Annotated in this window: 15 protein-coding genes; 1 reads left to right on the forward strand and 14 read right to left on the reverse strand. The window is 36.9% G+C overall.

Annotated elements, in window-relative coordinates; genetic code table 11:
* Positions 1 to 80 precede the first annotated feature (80 nt).
* Entirely contained in the window at positions 81 to 1,685 is a 1,605-nt protein-coding gene (locus NC797_RS02655) for a helix-turn-helix domain-containing protein (RefSeq protein WP_272435097.1), read from the reverse strand.
* Between the two features lie 970 nt (positions 1,686 to 2,655).
* Here NC797_RS02655 and NC797_RS02660 point away from each other — a divergent pair.
* Positions 2,656 to 2,949, forward strand: a complete 294-nt coding sequence (locus tag NC797_RS02660; protein WP_272435098.1) for a site-specific integrase — start codon at positions 2,656 to 2,658, stop codon at positions 2,947 to 2,949.
* A 99-nt stretch (positions 2,950 to 3,048) separates the two neighbouring features.
* Here NC797_RS02660 and NC797_RS02665 read toward each other — a convergent pair whose 3' ends face one another.
* From NC797_RS02665 to NC797_RS02725, 13 genes are all read right to left on the reverse strand, one after another.
* Positions 3,049 to 4,056 carry a zinc-binding alcohol dehydrogenase family protein gene (locus tag NC797_RS02665; RefSeq protein WP_272435099.1) on the reverse strand — a complete coding sequence of 336 codons (1,008 nt, stop codon included), beginning with the start codon at positions 4,054 to 4,056 and terminating at the stop codon, positions 3,049 to 3,051.
* On the reverse strand, positions 4,053 to 5,540 hold the full coding sequence (locus NC797_RS02670; protein WP_272435100.1) for a tagaturonate reductase: 1,488 nt from the start codon (positions 5,538 to 5,540) through the stop codon (positions 4,053 to 4,055). The genes NC797_RS02665 and NC797_RS02670 overlap by 4 nt, the downstream gene beginning before the upstream one ends.
* Before the next feature lie 85 nt (positions 5,541 to 5,625).
* Positions 5,626 to 6,519 carry a fumarylacetoacetate hydrolase family protein gene (locus NC797_RS02675; RefSeq protein ID WP_272435101.1) on the reverse strand — a complete coding sequence of 298 codons (894 nt, stop codon included), beginning with the start codon at positions 6,517 to 6,519 and terminating at the stop codon, positions 5,626 to 5,628.
* Positions 6,520 to 6,559: 40 nt separating this feature from the next.
* Positions 6,560 to 7,471, reverse strand: coding sequence for a fumarylacetoacetate hydrolase family protein (locus NC797_RS02680; protein ID WP_272435103.1), 912 nt, complete (start codon positions 7,469 to 7,471; stop codon positions 6,560 to 6,562).
* A 37-nt stretch (positions 7,472 to 7,508) separates the two neighbouring features.
* A complete protein-coding gene (locus tag NC797_RS02685; protein ID WP_272435104.1) occupies positions 7,509 to 8,666 on the reverse strand; it encodes a UxaA family hydrolase in 1,158 nt (385 codons plus the stop codon).
* On the reverse strand, positions 8,653 to 8,973 hold the full coding sequence (locus NC797_RS02690; RefSeq protein WP_272435105.1) for a UxaA family hydrolase: 321 nt from the start codon (positions 8,971 to 8,973) through the stop codon (positions 8,653 to 8,655). Before NC797_RS02690 ends, NC797_RS02685 begins: the two co-directional genes overlap by 14 nt.
* 10 nt (positions 8,974 to 8,983) lie before the next feature.
* The gene (locus NC797_RS02695) at positions 8,984 to 10,105 is read right to left on the reverse strand and encodes a UxaA family hydrolase (protein ID WP_272435107.1); all 1,122 of its coding nucleotides are present in this window, start codon (positions 10,103 to 10,105) and stop codon (positions 8,984 to 8,986) included.
* 113 nt (positions 10,106 to 10,218) lie between these two features.
* A complete protein-coding gene (gucD, locus tag NC797_RS02700; protein WP_272435109.1) occupies positions 10,219 to 11,682 on the reverse strand; it encodes an alpha-ketoglutaric semialdehyde dehydrogenase GucD in 1,464 nt (487 codons plus the stop codon).
* A gap of 124 nt (positions 11,683 to 11,806) precedes the next feature.
* Entirely contained in the window at positions 11,807 to 12,571 is a 765-nt protein-coding gene (locus NC797_RS02705) for an SDR family NAD(P)-dependent oxidoreductase (protein WP_272435110.1), read from the reverse strand.
* Between the two features lie 15 nt (positions 12,572 to 12,586).
* The gene (locus tag NC797_RS02710) at positions 12,587 to 13,867 is read right to left on the reverse strand and encodes a TRAP transporter large permease (protein ID WP_272435111.1); all 1,281 of its coding nucleotides are present in this window, start codon (positions 13,865 to 13,867) and stop codon (positions 12,587 to 12,589) included.
* Between the two features lies 1 nt (position 13,868).
* A complete protein-coding gene (locus NC797_RS02715; protein WP_272435112.1) occupies positions 13,869 to 14,351 on the reverse strand; it encodes a TRAP transporter small permease in 483 nt (160 codons plus the stop codon).
* Positions 14,352 to 14,473: 122 nt separating this feature from the next.
* Entirely contained in the window at positions 14,474 to 15,514 is a 1,041-nt protein-coding gene (locus NC797_RS02720; RefSeq protein ID WP_272435114.1) for a C4-dicarboxylate TRAP transporter substrate-binding protein, read from the reverse strand.
* Between the two features lie 285 nt (positions 15,515 to 15,799).
* Positions 15,800 to 16,555 carry an IclR family transcriptional regulator gene (locus NC797_RS02725; RefSeq protein ID WP_272435115.1) on the reverse strand — a complete coding sequence of 252 codons (756 nt, stop codon included), beginning with the start codon at positions 16,553 to 16,555 and terminating at the stop codon, positions 15,800 to 15,802.
* Positions 16,556 to 17,054 lie beyond the last annotated feature (499 nt).

Raw genomic sequence — 17,054 nt, forward strand, 5'->3', positions numbered from 1 at the left:
CGATTCGTATTAATCTTATCAATAATTATAAAATTCCGAAAAAAGAGAATAAAGGTGTCTAGCCACATTAAATTTACTATTTAAATGTTGTCAGATACATAAAGGTTGTAAGCAATAACGATGTTCAGCCAGTCACTTTCGATATCGATCGAGGCATCTAGAGCTTTTTCAATCTTTTTAATCCGTTGATATAAGGTATTGGGATGAATGTGGAGCATGCTTGCGGTTTCTTTATGATTTTTATTCAACCGAATGAATGCACCTAAGGTTTCTAGATAAAGTGATTCCATGGTTAGTAGTGGACCAATTTTGTCATCAACAAAAAAACTTAATGTCGTTGAATCAACTTTTTGCAACAACCTTTCCACACCCAAATTGGAATAGTCGACGAACGATTCACCTGTTATCTTACCATACTTTACTGCATCAAGCGCTTCTCGATAGGAGTTTCCCAACTGATTTAGCCCACCTTTTCTGCCAACACCAAAAATGATATCTTTTTGGTCACGCCACTGTCTTTTTATCCGCTCTACCATGAGCTCGACAATGTTACCTTTTGTAACTGGGATAATCAGAATAGCTTGAAACATTTTCGTCAGCACGAAACTTGAACCAGCAACAATTTGACTTATGCCTTCCAATGAACGAATAAAGCGCTCCTTATCAAGGAGGGATTTTTCACTCCATAGCTGCTTTTGCTTACCTTCAAGAACGATACAAACCAAATCAGATTTGACACTCCAACCGACATAACGCTCTATTCGTCGTATGTCACCTCGAGGAATCCCTTCAATCATTTGTTGAAACACTTCTTCACGAAAATGGAGCTCCTTTTCATAGATCGTATTTATTTTTACTAGTTCTAACGCTAATGCTGTTGCAGCGTGTTCCACTGCTACAACTTCAAGTGGAGATAAGTCACTCATCTTCTTTTCTAACTTGATGTAGCCCATTGTTTCCCTGCCGCGAATAATCGGAAAGGCACTCGTCGATTCCTGTTCTACCTCATCCTGAAAAATAGCATATGTATTGAGTATTCGACTTAGCAAGGAAAGAATCGTATCAACCCCACCACCCTCTAAAATCGCTTTAGTAAATTTCTTATGAATATCAACAGAATTTCGCAGCTGTTCATTTCTTTCTTTTAAGTCTCGAAATAGATTGGAATGGACAATCGCGATTGCACTTTGGTCTGCAATAACCTCGATAACCCGAATGTCTTCATCTGTGAAATATCCGTCATTTTCAAAATTATCGACGATTAATACACCGAGACATTCATCCTGATACAAGAGCGGTACGGCAAAAGCACTTTTGATATGCCTTTGGAAAACACCTTCAAAATAATAGTGATAATTGTCTCGAGACATGTTCGCCATATTCTCTTTAAGAATATCTTCCTGGGCATATAATTGTGATTCTCGTGAATTGTAAGTCTTTCCCGTTAGAGACTCTCCTGGTAAAAAGGCGATATGTTTCATAATCTCTTTGTTAATTCCAACACCTTCAGCGACACGAAGAACCTTGTCCACAGGATCGAACAAATAGAGAATAACGGTATCCGAAACCTCAAGTAAATTCCTCGCTTCCTCCACTAGCGTCTGTAATATCACCTCAATATCGAGCGATTTAGTCAGCAAATGATTAATCTCTAACAACTTGTCCACCTTATTCGTATTTTTCACCCAATCACTCCCCCTCGTATGTTTTCCTTAGCTATATATTATCAAAAGTTGGATCTTTTTCATGTGTTTTTCTTTCAACTTTTTGGGTGATGATCCATAACCATAAAAAGACTAGTATAACAAGGGAACTGAGGGTTGAACTATTAAGTTATGAACAATCTAGGATTAAATGTGTATATAGAGAAAAGATTTGCTAATTACATCGTAGATGTAGATATTAAAATTATCACCAGTTCATGATTATCACGAGTCACCTGTAATAAACTTTGAAAATAACTAGAGTTAATCCTAAATGTTTGAGATTTCTGCAATTCTCAACTGGGGATAATCATATCTACCTCTATAATGAATTCATCAGTACTGATACTGAAATTCATTATGGAGGATGATGTTTATGAACAGCACAGAACTTACAGACAGCGCATACCGATGTCTGTAAGACCAATTTTTTACCAACTCAACGATCTACGTGAATTACCAGCGGTATTGGAATGGTTTGCTCAAATCCACTGATGCTTATACCGAATTCGGCTTCCCGGTTGTCAGTGACTACCTAATCCGAAGATACGGCAGAGACTTACTACTTGAAGAGCCATTTGCACTGTCATTAAAGGAATACCGGATCCGGCATGCTTTTCAATCCTTGGTCTATTTCTATAACTTCCAGTCAATTCCAGGGACATCGATGGTTTCCGCAGTTATCAGGATAAAATTGTCCGAATTCGGCAACCTGTGTTTAAACAGTTACATTAACTACGTGAAAGACCTTGGTTACGGCCAAAACTCACTGAAATATTGTTATAACACAATCCATAATTATTTAGTTTCTTATCCACTGGCTGACACTTGCGACAGTCAACTGTTGGATTATTTCAAGTCGCTTTCCGATCTTTCGAAAAAGACCGTAAGATCCAAGTTGAAAGTATTGAAACGTTTTCTCTGTTTCTGTCACAAGAGGGGCTTCATCGGCTTGGACTGCAGCCTGTTGTTCCCATCCAATAAGTTAAGATCCCACACGGAGATTCCCTCCGTTTATACTCCAGAAGAAATTTTCCAGTTACTGGTGTACATAAGGAACAGTGTTTGTACGAATAAAAGGCGCAACTATGCCATTGTCGTCTTGATTGCGGTGTATGGTTTCCGTGCTGGTGACATGATAAAAGTGAAGTTATCGGATATAAACTGGAAAAATGAAACCATCCGTGTAACACCTGGTCGGGAAAGGGCAATCACAACGTTTGGTTCCGCACCGCCGATCGTCTAATTTTACTTGCCCGCACAGCTCAACATCCAGCCGACTCCGGTGTAAATAAAACCACCGATTCTCCAAAGGTGACTACATACAATTTCTCCCCCCTTTCACCTAATCTAGCATGATTACAGCTTTATTTGTTTGAAAGTTACCTTCCTTAAAGTATGAAACAGTATCATCAAACTGAATTTTATTTGTAATATAAGATGGTTTAATCATTCCTTTTGACAGGCAATTAATGACGTAATAAAAGTCCTCTTTTGTTGCGTTTCGACTTCCAATGAGCGTCATTTCTTTAGAATGAAAATCAGGGTCAGAGAAACTGATCGGATCTTTTACCAAGCCTACAAAAACGAGTTTTCCACCATGACCTACATAATTAAAAGATTCCACCATCGAATGTTTATTACCCGTTGCATCAAAAACGACTGATGGTAATGAGCCGTTACCAATATCCAACAATTGTTGTAAGGCATTATCCGAGCCATTAATTGCAACGTCACACTGAGCCCACTCCTGACAAAAGTTTAAACGTTCTTCATTTAAATCCATGACGATGGTTTTTGCACCTTGTAGCTTTGTAAAGCGTGCAACTCCTAATCCGATAGGGCCCGCTCCTATAACTAAAACCGTCTCACCTTTTTGAATCTGCGCTCGGCGTATAGCGTGAGCGCCAATACTAAGTGGTTCAACAATTGCCGCTTCATCTAATGTTAATTCATTTACGGGTATCACATGACTGGAAGGGATTGTTACATAATCTCCCATACCACCGTCATTGTGTACACCTAACACTTGCATATCGGTACAACAATTTGTTTTACCACGTCTACATGCATCACAATTACCACAGTGCATGTATGGTATAACAGCTACTGTATCACCGATAGTAATATCTCCAACTCTTTCACCTACCACTTCAACGACGCCCGAAATTTCATGACCCAGTATTCGCGGATAAGTAAAAAATGGTTGATTTCCTTTGAATGCATGTATATCCGTTCCACAAATACCTATTCTTTTTATCGCTATTAAAACATCGTCATTTTCAGGATTAATCGGATCCTGTTTATTCGCTAAGCTTATCTCACCTGGCTCTTGTAAAATTATTGATTTCATAGGTCACCTTCCTCTTCTAGCTTTAAAAGTGCTGATTTAATTCCCTCTCTGTCAATACGCATAAAGTCATCAGCTATAGCTTCATACAGATTACCCAAGTCTTCAACCCTCTCCAAGAACTCTTCATGAATCAAATTCCTAATGAATGCGACAAGGGTTTCTTTTGAATTGTCAAATTCACTATAAAACTGGTGAAACTTATGAATAACGTGGATATCATCTTTTATCTCATAATTTTTTCGCTCGTCTTTATAAAAGTAAAGTAAGGATGCGAAGGCAAAGGTTAATCGTTTGGGATTCTCTCCAAATTTGGTCCAATATTCATAGATGCTCGGCCACACTCTTGTTTTAAATTTGGAATAACTATTTAAACTTATATTAATCAATCTATGATTTAGAAAAGGATTAGCAAATCGATCGAATGTTTGTTTAATGTAGGCTCTTGCTTTTTCTTTTTCACTATAAGGTAGCGTTGTCATAATTTCTTCCATTAACGTTTTATTAATAAATGATATAAGTAAGTAATCTTCCATCCCCTCCCGAACAGTTTTAATTCCAATTAATAACCCAATCGTTGCTAACATTGTGTGAGGACCATTAAGAAACTTTATTTTCAATTCCCTATAGGAGGAAATTTTATCAAAATAGACGTTCAATCCTGCTTGCTTAAAAGGAAGTTTTGTTTCAATAGATGATGGTCCTTCAATAACGAATAAATGATAAGGCTCCGCAACTGTTAGCAACTCATCGTAATAACCAAGCAAATTAAACAACTGCTGGTCTTCCTCTTTCGGATAACCAGGTACAATCCGGTCAACTAGTGTATTACAGAAAACACATGCTTCTTCAATCCAATGTATGAAGGAATTAGATAGCTCCCAATCTTCAATAATTTTCAAGCAAATCCTTTTTAGTTCTTCTCCATTGTTTTCAATAAGTTCACATGGAATAATAATCAATCCTTTATCTTTATCTCCATTAAAATGAACATATCGATGGTAGAGAAGCGCAACGACTTTTCCAGGAAAGGATAATGGCGATACGTCTTCCGAGTAGTCTTCTTTTTCATAGCGAATACCAGCTTCCGTAGTATTTGAAAAAAGAAATTCAATTTCCAGTTGTTCTACTATTTTCAACACATCTTCCCAATTAGTATAAGGATTAATTGTTTTATTGATCGAATCGATAATATGTTTTCTGTTAACTGTCTTCCCATTTTCTATACCACGTAAGATTAAAGTAAAAAGTTTATCTTGACGATTAAGCTTTGGAACATTTTTTCCTCTTGGAGTTGATTGAATGGAAGCAATCTTCCCGCCAAAGTTACTCTTTTGATTCATCTCAAAGATCATCCAGTCTATAAAACCACGAATAAAATTCCCATCACCAATTTGAATTACTTTTTCTGGATAATCATTTAAACCATTCGCCTGATCTAACTGCTTAGACGTTTCTATATTTAAGTATAGTAATTTTTCCGTCATTCGTAACAACCCCATATTTGGATATTTTTTATAATGAAAGCGAAAGCAAGTAATATCATTACTTGCTTTCGCTTATTTACTATATTCATTCTGCTACAAATGCATTTGTTAATTTACCCAACTTCTCAATCTCGACGGTAACCTCATCACCCGGTTGCAAATATACTCGTTCTTCCTCTGGCAACCCAAGAACAACTCCTTCTGGTGTACCAGTTAAGATCACATCCCCTGGACTAAGCGTCATATATTGTGAGATATAACTAATAATTTCGTCACAATAGAATATCATATCTGACGTATTTGAATCCTGGCGTACTTCTCCATTAACTATTGTCTTTAATGATAAGTTATTTGGATTACCTACCTCATCCGCTGATACCAGGTATGGGCCTAGGGGACTAAAGCCATCACACGTCTTACCTAGTAACCACTGATTTGTTTTAAATTGCAAATCCCTCGCTGATAGATCGTTTGCAGTATAATATCCAAAAACATGATCCAAAGCGCTTTCTTTTGAAATATACTTTGCAGACTTTCCAATAACAATTCCTAATTCCACTTCATAGTCTAGCTGATTTGTTTCTCTAGGAACTGCAATATCGCATAAATTGCCTGTCAATGTATTATTGAATTTGTTAAATAAAATTGGCGATTCAGGATAAGGTGCATTCGTTTCATCAGCATGCCTTCGGTAATTTAAGCCGATACAAATTATTTTACTTGGATTTGTGACACAAGGGCCCCAATCCAAATCTTTTTCATTTAGCATATAAGGAGAATCAGAACTAATATCAAGTGTACTAATAAAATCGGTTAAAACAGATAGTGTTTCTTCTCCCCCATAAATTACATCCATTACTTCTGTAGGCACGTGTTGCATAGGTTGACTAGATAATGCTGATGCAATATCTATTATTCCTTCTTCAACTTTTACACCTAGTGATGGAAGACTTTCTTTCATAAATGTAACTAATTTCATAATTCACCTCCAAAAAAACTACTATTAAATATTGCGATGATTAATTAATTACATGACTTTCCTTTGATATTAATTTTTTAACAGGATTAGTTAGCACGCCGACTTCAGGAATTTCAATTTCGATACGATCTCCATCCTGAAGTGTGAATTCATTAGGTGGCACAATAGGTGTACCCGTTAATAAAACCGTGCCGTCAAGAATGAGGTTATCTCTTGTTAAGAAGGAAACAAGTTCTTCATACTTTCGTTTCAATTGATTGGTATTTGCACTTTCATCAACGACTTTTATTCCTTCACGATAGATAGACAATTTAATTTCTAAGTTATAAGGATCTGGTAACGATTCAGCCAATACGATTGTCGGTCCAAACGAGCACGAGTTTTTCCAAATCTTTGCTTGAGGCAAATATAAAGGATTCTCCCCTTCAATATCCCTAGAACTCATATCATTGCCTATCGTATAACCTAAAATCTTACCTTCTTTATTTATTACAACGCCAACTTCTGGTTCTGGAATTTGCCATTCGGAATCACTTCTAATATTCAAATGTTTGTTTGGTCCAATCGTTCTTGCTTCGGTTGACTTCATGAATAGTTCAGGACGTTCAGCATCATAAACTTTGTCATAAAATGTTTTTGAACTATCCTCATCCCAATTAGACGCCTCATAATTTCTTGCTTGGCGACTTTTATAATAGGTTACTCCTGAGGCCCATACTTCAGGAGCTGCAACAGGAGTTAATAGTTCCAATTGATCATATATAAATACCTCATTGGTTCCAATCTTGTCGATTATTAGCTGAACGAACTGCAAAGGTGTACATTTCTTGTTTTCCGCTTCATTTACTAACTCCATAAAATCAGAATATGGTAAAGGGAAAACTTGCTGTTGGCTATTTAAAACACCTAAGGTTGGCTTATCATTATTATTTAGGAAACGAATAATCCGCAATTAAAATCCTCCTTATTATTCCATTTGAATTCCAAAATTACTGCGTTTCCGCTAACCGCCAGATACTAAATTCTTGGTTATTATATTTTTCGGAAGCCGTAATTTCACCATTAGCTACTTCTAAAACTTTCGAATAAATTTCTTCTCCAATTTGTTCAATCGTATAATTTTGATCAATTATCTTACCCGCATTTACATCGATATGTTCGGGCATGTTTTCATATAATTTAGGATTCGTTCCAATTTTAATTACTGGAGCAATTGGAGAACCGGTTGGAGAACCTTTGCCAGTAGAAAATAAAACAATTTGTGCTCCCCCAGCCACTAGACCTACGACAGATTCAACATCATAGCCAGGTGTATCCATAAATACAAATCCATTAACTGTTGGCGAATGAGCGTAATCAATTACTTCCATTAACGTCGAATTGCCTCCCTTTTTAATACAACCAAGAGACTTTTCTTCTAGTGTCGTTAAGCCACCTGTTTTGTTACCAGGCGAAGGATTTGCAGCTTTAATATCTTCTCCCACAGCTCGTGCTCTTTGTTCATACCTTTTCACTATTTCCAAAAATCGGTTACATACTTCTTGATTAACTGCACGATTTGCCAAAATATGTTCTGCACCAACGGCTTCCGTTGTCTCGGCTAATATACTAGTTCCTCCGTCCGCAACGATGGAATCCGAAAAGACCCCAATTGAAGGATTGGCGGTTATCCCCGACCATGCATCTGAACCACCACACTCGAGTCCAATAATTAATTCGGATACATCAGCTTTCTCTGTTTTTTGTTGCTTACTTCTCTCCAGTTCATTTTCAAGCCAGGCCTTCCCTTCTTTCAGGCATTCATTGATCGACTTATCCTTATCAAAAATAATGGAGTGGACATGATGACCATCCTTTTTTAACGTTTCCACAATTCCTTCAGCAGGGTCTTCTGTTCCCATTCCTAAAAATAATGCGGCACAAACATTAGGATGTCCAGCTGTTCCTGCTAACGTTTTAATGGTTTGGTCACTATCCTCGTAATATTGGGATTGACCTGCCTGGTGAACGACTGGAATAACACCAGGAACGAGATTAGCCAACTTTTTGGTTAGTCCCGCTAATTCGCCAACTGTATTGATAACAATCGTGTGATTTCTAACTCCAATGGTTCCATTTGTTCTACGATAACCTTCAAATGTTTTCAACGTTGATCACCTCCTTTTGAAAAATTTTATCCTCTTCGGTTAATCCGCGAACATTGGATACATGAACATGATCACCTGTTGCTATATCCTTTGTCGCGATTCCCATGCACTCTCCATACTTGATAACTTTTTTGCCTATTGGAATTGGAGCAATTGCTACCTTGTGTCCATAATGTATCGTTTTTGTCACGTTTATTTTTTTTGTCTCATTTCGGACAGATACGAGTTCTCCAGCTTTTAACATTTCAAGCGCTACAACAACATTATCCTTTTCATCTAACTTAAGGGCATTTATTTTTTTACTCATGGTATCCTCCCTAATAGGTAGTTCCCAAGTGTGGTATAGAAAACTCGCCTAACTCCAACACCTCAAGCTGTGTTTGTTTTCCTGAACATACCTCTAACAGTTCTTCTATCATTCTGTCGCTCTCTTCGTCTACATTCCTTCCTTTAATGGTATAATCAATAAGTTCGTCAAATGAGTTTTCGTCACGTTGAGGAGCAACCGTCAAACAAGGCAAAGCAATCGATCCTGTCAACACTCCCCTGTTACTTACAATCAACACAACATTACAGCCACTTGAGGCCATTTTTGATAACGATTCCACTACATTGCTAGAAATGTTCATCATATGGAAACCAATCTCTTTTGGAATCTCACCATAATCTAGAATACCTTTTATCGGAACTGATCCTGTCATTTTCGATTCAAGTGCCGCTAGTTTCAACTCCTCTTCCGTAAATTCAGTATCCTTGGCTACTGTAGCTGGATCTTTCCAACGTAAACGTTGTAAACCCTTGCTTGAATTTATTATCTTTTCCCTTTCAGTCGTATCAACAATTCGTTCCGACAATAGATGTCCAGCGGGTTCTAGTGTTTTTGAAAGACCCATAACTACCTTTGCATCGTTTTCAACTAATCGATCAACAACTTCCCCTATTACAGGACCAGTTTTTATTAATGAATCCTGATCAGCATCAACGTTTAGAATCCCTACCATTAACCGTGATAGGGGGAGAGGTATTCTTTTTTGCTCAGTTGCCTCTTTCGTCCATGTTTCGGCAATCGAAATCCCTTTTTGGATGGTATTTGTACCCCCGTAAAGTTGTTGAATACCAATACCTTTGATTGGCTTCGTTTTAGGGATGCGCTTCAATAATCCACTTACTTGATTTGTTTCACAACCTAATCCAACAAGTAATGCAGAGTGAATATTTGGGTTGGAAGACATACCAATAAGCATATCTCTTGTTAATTTAAAATCATCACCAAGTTGGGCACAACCATTTGCATGCACAATTGGAATAGTCCCACTTACCTTATCGGAAATTTCACGTACAACAGCGCTAGAACATATTACGGAAGAAACAATACCAACATAGTTTCTTGTTCCTGCCATTCCATCATCCCTTTTATATCCCTTAAAAGAATAATTCATTTTGTAAACGCCCCCAGTTTTAATTAACTTAATAAAATCAAGGCTATTACTGTTCGTAGATCGTTTCTTAATATCACCTACTTATTTAATCGAATTTGCTAGGTGATACGTGTTTATCCCTTTACAAAAACTGTTTTTACATTTGTGTAGAATTCCATCGATGCTCTTCCTTGCTCTCTGGAGTGTGAACTAGATTGTTTCATTCCACCAAACGGTGCTTGTAGTTCCACACCAGCACTTTCAGCGTTTACACGAACCATTCCCGCATCCATGTCTTCCATAAATGAAAGCATATTACTAATATTGGTTGTAAAAATGGATGCACTTAAACCATACTCCGAATCATTTGCCATTGTAAGTGCCTCTTCCAACGTATCCACCTTCATTAGAGCAAGAACTGGGCCAAATATTTCCTCTCGTGCAATACGCATATTCGGGGATACATCTTCAAATACGGTTGGTTCTACATAATGACCGTCTACAGCGTTCAAAGGCTTATTTCCACCAACCAATAATTTGGCACCTTCATCTTTTCCAATTTCAATATATTCAAGAACCGTATTTAACTGCTCTTCGCTTACTAATGGACCCATCCAAGTTCCTTCTTCCAGACCATCTCCAACTGTGATTTCTTCTACTTTTCTCAATAGCTTCTCTTTAAACTTGTCGTAAACATCGTTTTGTACAATCACGCGACTAGTAGCTGTACATTTTTGTCCTGATGATTTCAATCCTCCACTAATTGTCGCATCAACTGCCAAATCAAGGTCAGCATCATTGGCAACGATTACTGGGTTTTTCCCACCCATTTCGAGCTGATACTTAATGCCTCTTGATACTGCCGTGTAGGCTAATTGTTTTCCAACTGCATTTGATCCCGTAAAGGAAATTCCATCGATTTCCCGATGCTCCACAATATCTTGTCCGATAACCGAGCCTTTACCTGTAACCATGTTGACCACACCCAATGGAATACCTGCATCATGTAAACATTCAATCACTTTCGCACACGTAATAGCAGTTTCACTTGCAGGTTTAATGACAACTGTATTTCCATAAATAAGAGCAGGTGCCATCTTCCAAAGTGGAATTGCTACTGGGAAGTTCCAAGGAGTAACTATACCAACTACACCTAACGGGACCCTCGATGTAAACATAAGTGCACCAGAATCGGAAGAAGGTATAACGTCACCATTGGATCTCATTCCTTCACCAGCATAGTACCTTAAAATAGCCACACCTCTTGCGGTTTCTCCTTTTGCTTCAGGAAATGTCTTTCCCATCTCTTTCGTCATTATAGTAGCTACTTCATCAATCCGTTCCTCTAGTATAGAGGCAGCCTTAAGTAAATAGTCTCCTCTCACATTTCCCGAAAGTTTTTGCCATTCTTTTTGAGCAGCACGCGCCGAAGTTGCGGCTTGATGAAAGTCGTTGCTTGATGAAAGTTGATAGAACCCTACAATTTCATCTTTATTTGCTGGATTATTACTTGTACCCGTTTTTCTAGTTTCAGAAGCAACCCATTCTCCGTTAATATAGTTTAAGTATGTTTTTAGTTTCACATCAGTTGTGGTCATTTAATATTCCTCCTAGTTTTGTTTTTCAAAAGTTGAATCTAATAACCTACCATCCAAATTTTCTATTAAATATCTACCAAAATACGATACATTATGAATCTTAAGTCACATATTTATCAACACCTTATTTTCCATTTACTACACCCCCATCAATATATATATGTGCCCCCATCATGAACTTTGATTCATCTGACGCCAAATATAACGCTGCATAAGCCACGTCGATTGGTTTCCCAAGTTCCTCGCCTAACTGACGTTTTTTAATAGTGGATATCGTTTTTTCGGGGTCCGGGGATTTTGATATATAATTTTCCACGAAGGGAGTGTAAATCGTACCTGGCATTAAAGCATTTATGCGTAAATTATATTTAGCATAATCAACTTGCATAGATTTTGTTAATGACAAAACTGCACCTTTTGTTGCTGCATATGAAGCACGATTAGCTAATCCTATTTCAGCTATACAAGAAGACATATTAATAATTGCTCCCGATCGTCGTTCCATCATATGGGGGATCACGTATTTTGAAACGAGGAATACCCCATATACATTTACTTTAAATACTTGTTCCCATGTCTCCGGTTCTATTTCGTGAAGCTGACCAACTCCACTAATTCCAGCGTTATTGAAAAGAACATCAATTCTTCCAAACTTTTTAATAACTTCGTCAACTAAGTACTGAACATCTTTCGTTTTCGTAACATTACCCTGGATAAAAAGTGCTTTACCATTGTTGGAGTGAATCTCGTCTATTGTTTGTTGACCAGACTCTTCATTTAAATCATTGACAACAATAGTGGCTCCTTCTTTTGCGAATAATATGGCTGTTTCTTTTCCAATTCCAGATCCTGCACCAGTAATAATTATAACTTTATCTTTTAATCTCATTCGTTATCTCCTTTATTAAAAAGTGTTAGGCATCCACATTGATAAGCTCGGTATAAATGCTATCAACAATGCAACAACAACTAGCAAAATTAGAAATGGTAGACTAGCAACTACAAATTTCTCAACTTTTGTATTGGTTATAGAGCATGTTGTATACATAACCGTCCCAAGTGGAGGCGTTAATGTACCAATACTTATACAAACAATAAAGAAAATCCCGAAATGCACTGGATCTATTCCATACTGAAGGAGCATTGGCATAAATAAAGGGGTTAATATAATAATGGTTACATTTCCCTCAATAAACATCCCAATAATCAGTAGGAAAACGAGAACGACAAGAAAAAACGTCATTGGTGAAGACACATATTCTGTCATAAGCATAGTCATTCTCTGCGGTACCTGTTCCAACGTCAATACCCAAGCAAAGGCTGTTCCTGCTGCAATAATGACTAATATCGAAGCAGCGGTATGCACCGTCTCAATAAGAGCACTAATGAGCTGTGATAATTTCATTTCCCGATAGACAATTAAGCCTAAAAACAACGCATAAAAAACCGCGATAACACCAGCTTCAGTTGCACTAAAAATCCCAAAGCGAATACCTCCAATAATTATAATCGGCAATAATAACGCTAGAAATGCATCTTTTGAAGTTAAAAGAAAATCTTTCAGTGTTGTTTTCTCTTGTTTTTCCGTTTCTATATTATGTTTCTTCGCATAAAAATGAACGTAAACCATAAAGCTTATACAAAGTATGGCCCCTGGAACAATTCCCGCTAAGAACATACTTCCAATTGATACATTTCCGATAAACCCATATAAAATTAACGCAATTCCTGGTGGTATAATTGGTGTAATTAAAGATGTTCCAGCTGTTAAGGCCGTTGAAAAGGCACGACTATAACCTCTTTTTTCCATTTCGGGAACTAAAATTTTAGATTGCATCGCTGCATCTGCAATGTTTGAACCAGAAAGTCCACCCATCAGTGTACTAAGAACTACGTTAACTTGGGCTAGTGATCCTGGAAGACGTTTTGTAATCATCTGTGCAAATCGAAGCATTCTGCTAGTTATTCCTGTATAGTTCATTAAAATACCCGCTGTAATAAAGAAGATTATCGCAAGAAGAGGAACTGACTCCAGGCCACCAATCATTCGTTGGACCAAAATTTCAGATGAATAGCCATCATTAAATAAAACGTAAACAACTGAACTTATGATTAAAGCGAAGGCAATTGGAACATTTAGCAAGAATAATCCAAGTAAGATAACTAGTGCGACAGATAAAGCCATTCTAGGCTTCCCCCACTTCATTTAATTCGGCTCGTAAAGACAAAATAAATTTCTTCGTAAAATGAATAGCTGTTAATGCGCCACCGATTGGAACGGCTATGTCAATCAATTGATAACTCAGACCAATAATTGGTGTTAATTTACCCGTTGCCGACAAGGTTAAATTGGAACCCAGATAAATAAAAACGTAAACAAGTACAAAATAAATGGCGGCTGCCCGAATAATTTCTCCTACAATCCGAAGCGGTCTCGGCAGTTTTTTTACAAAAAAATCCACCCCTATGTGGCCATCACGTTTCATTGTTGAACTTACTCCAATAAATACAAACCATACGAATAACCCAAGTGCGACTTCCATAGTCCATGCAATCGGCGAATTAAATATATACCGTAACAGAACATTTAAGCCCGTTAGTAAAATTACGCCAACAAGAGTGATTGTCGATAATACATCATCGATAGCGTTAAGTCCATTTTTGATCACAACGTTCCTCTCCTTTCACGGTAAAACCTTATTTGTTTAATTAGAGTTTATAGGGCATGCAGCATAATGATATCTATATAGCGACATGCCCCAAAACTTTCAAACAACTAAACAACTAATTACTAACGATCCTTCAACAATTCTTGAATTTTATCATATAGTCCTGGTGTCCATTCAGGAAATTCATCATAAACACTTTGTACATTTTCCTTAAATGGTGCTGTATCAACTTCGTGTACTTTCACACCTGCCGCTTTAAACTCTTCTAATACTCCTGCAGTCTCTTCTTCTAATACTCCACGTGCATATTCAGCAGCCTCATTACCCGTTTCTGTTAAAATTTGTACTAATTCTTCGGGGATCGTATTGATAAAATCAGTCCCTGTAATCCAAGAAGTAATAAACTTTTGGTGACCTGTTAAAGAAAGGTGTTTAGAAACCTCATACGCTTTAACCCCTTGCAGAACTGGAAGTGGGTTTTCAGCTCCATTCACAAGGCCTTGTTGAAGTGCAGTATATAACTCTCCTAATGGATACGGAGTCGCAGCCGCCCCCATAGCATCGAATGTTTTGATTGACATTTGATTGTCTGGAACGCGAATCTTCATTCCTTTTAGATCTTCTGGTGACGTCACCTTCTCATTTGTCAAAAGTTGACGTTCCCCGTAAACCGTCGTAGCATTAATGATTTCGATATTCTCTTTACGTAAATCTTCTCTAATTCCATCAAACCAGTCAGTTTCTGTTAAATACAGCAATTCGTCAAAGTTGTCAACTAGATAAGGCGCAGTTAAAATACCTACATCTGGAACGTAATCCATTAAGAAATCATATCCAGCCATAACAATAACGTTGTTACCCATTACCGCCTGTTCAACAACATCTTTCTCCGCACCCAATTGTGAACTTGGGTAAAGTTTTAATTCTAGTCGACCATCACTCTTCTCTTCAGCAAGCTCTTTCCATTTTGAAGCTAGTTTACCAATTGGCTCGTCAGGTTGATTTCCAAATGCAATGTTAATTGAATATGTTTTGTCTTTATCTGATGAACCTTCCTCACCTGATTCCGAATTGCTTGTACCTGTTTCTGAAGAACATGCAACAGTGATGACTAGTAACAGAATTGCAAAAAAGCTAAGTTTCACCTTTAAAAATTTTCTCATTTTCATCTCCCCTTGATTTTATTAATTTTACTAATTGGTAGATTCTGAATTATTATTGTATAGCTATCTACCCAGATAATATTTAGGCTTCAAATATTATTACCTTCCCAATAAACCCCTGATAAATTGTGTTTAAACTAAAGTGATGAATTCAAGATGCAAACGGCTACGTGTAATATTCTTCATAGTCTTATAAAATCACCTCCTAAATGTTCTAGTAAACATGAAATGTATGTAGGAGTCCAAGATGGTTATTTCCAATTTTTGTGACCAGTAAATCCCCCATCAATCGTGATCAATAATAGAAAGCCTTTTGGCTAAGGCAATTATTTCATCTTTACAAAGTTCACTTTTCTTCTCCCAATTATCAATCGTCATTGTAAAACTTACCGCAGCGATAATTTCATTTCTTTCATTCCACACTGGTGCCGAAATACATGTAAACCCTTTAACGGCCTCTTGAGTTTCAATAATATATCCTTTTTTTTTAAATTCATTTATTTGATCCATTAAATCATCTAAGTTATCGACGGTCTTATCCGTTAATTTTTTGAAACCACTCTCTTTATACATTTCGGATATCTTGTTTTTTGAAAAAGAAGACAGCATTGTTTTTCCCATTGCAGTGGCATGTGCCGGAAACCTCATTCCAGGTCCTGATGCAATTCTTACTACCGACTGACCTTCTTTTTTTGCTATATATATAATTTCATTCCCTTCTAGAATGGAAAGTTGAATCGTTTCCTCAATTATTCTCACTGTCTTATCTGCTTCTCGATTAAAAAGTCTTGTTAAGTCAAACTGTTGAATATATTGAGCACTTAAAAATCCTAATTTAGGTCCTAATGAGTATGTTTGATCGGCTTCTTTATAAACCCAACCTAATTCCTCAAGCGTATTTAATATCGTAAAGAGTGAACTTTTATTGATATTGCTCCTTTTTGAGATTTCCATTAATTTTAACTTCCTTGGCTCTTTCGCAATTATTGTCATGATATTGTTTGCTTTTTCAATCGCAGGAACCCAGTATTTTTTTTCCATGCAATCCCTCTTTAGTTTTATATAGTAAACCTAGTTTTGAAAACGTTGTCATGGATTAATTTAACATGAATATTCGAAATAATCAATAGTTTTTTGAAAAGTAAATAAATTAATATACCTTTGGAGAGAACTACTTTTAAAAAAAAATACAGTAGACGGGTGGTAACTTGAGTTTCAACTGGAAGACTTTCGTGTTCGGTCATTAACGAACCTGAAAAGAATGTTTTTACTCTTATCGATCATGATCACCTTTATGACCCTAAAAGTTGAGATGCATAATGGATTTTTCCATGTCGTTATTGAACGAGAAAAGGGAATTAAAGCGAAAGATCAGATCAAAATGTTCCTATATCGTTTTTCAACGTGAATGAAAGCCATACCAGAAAAGATACTTGTGGTATTCAACATTTCAAATACATAGAGAAACCAAAAAATCCCCAACAGCTTGTATTTGCACATTTATTGAAGAAATTGAATAGCCTGAGGTATGTTTTTTTCA

The organism is Terrihalobacillus insolitus, assembly GCF_028416575.1.
Taxonomy (GTDB): domain Bacteria; phylum Bacillota; class Bacilli; order Bacillales; family Amphibacillaceae; genus Terrihalobacillus; species Terrihalobacillus insolitus.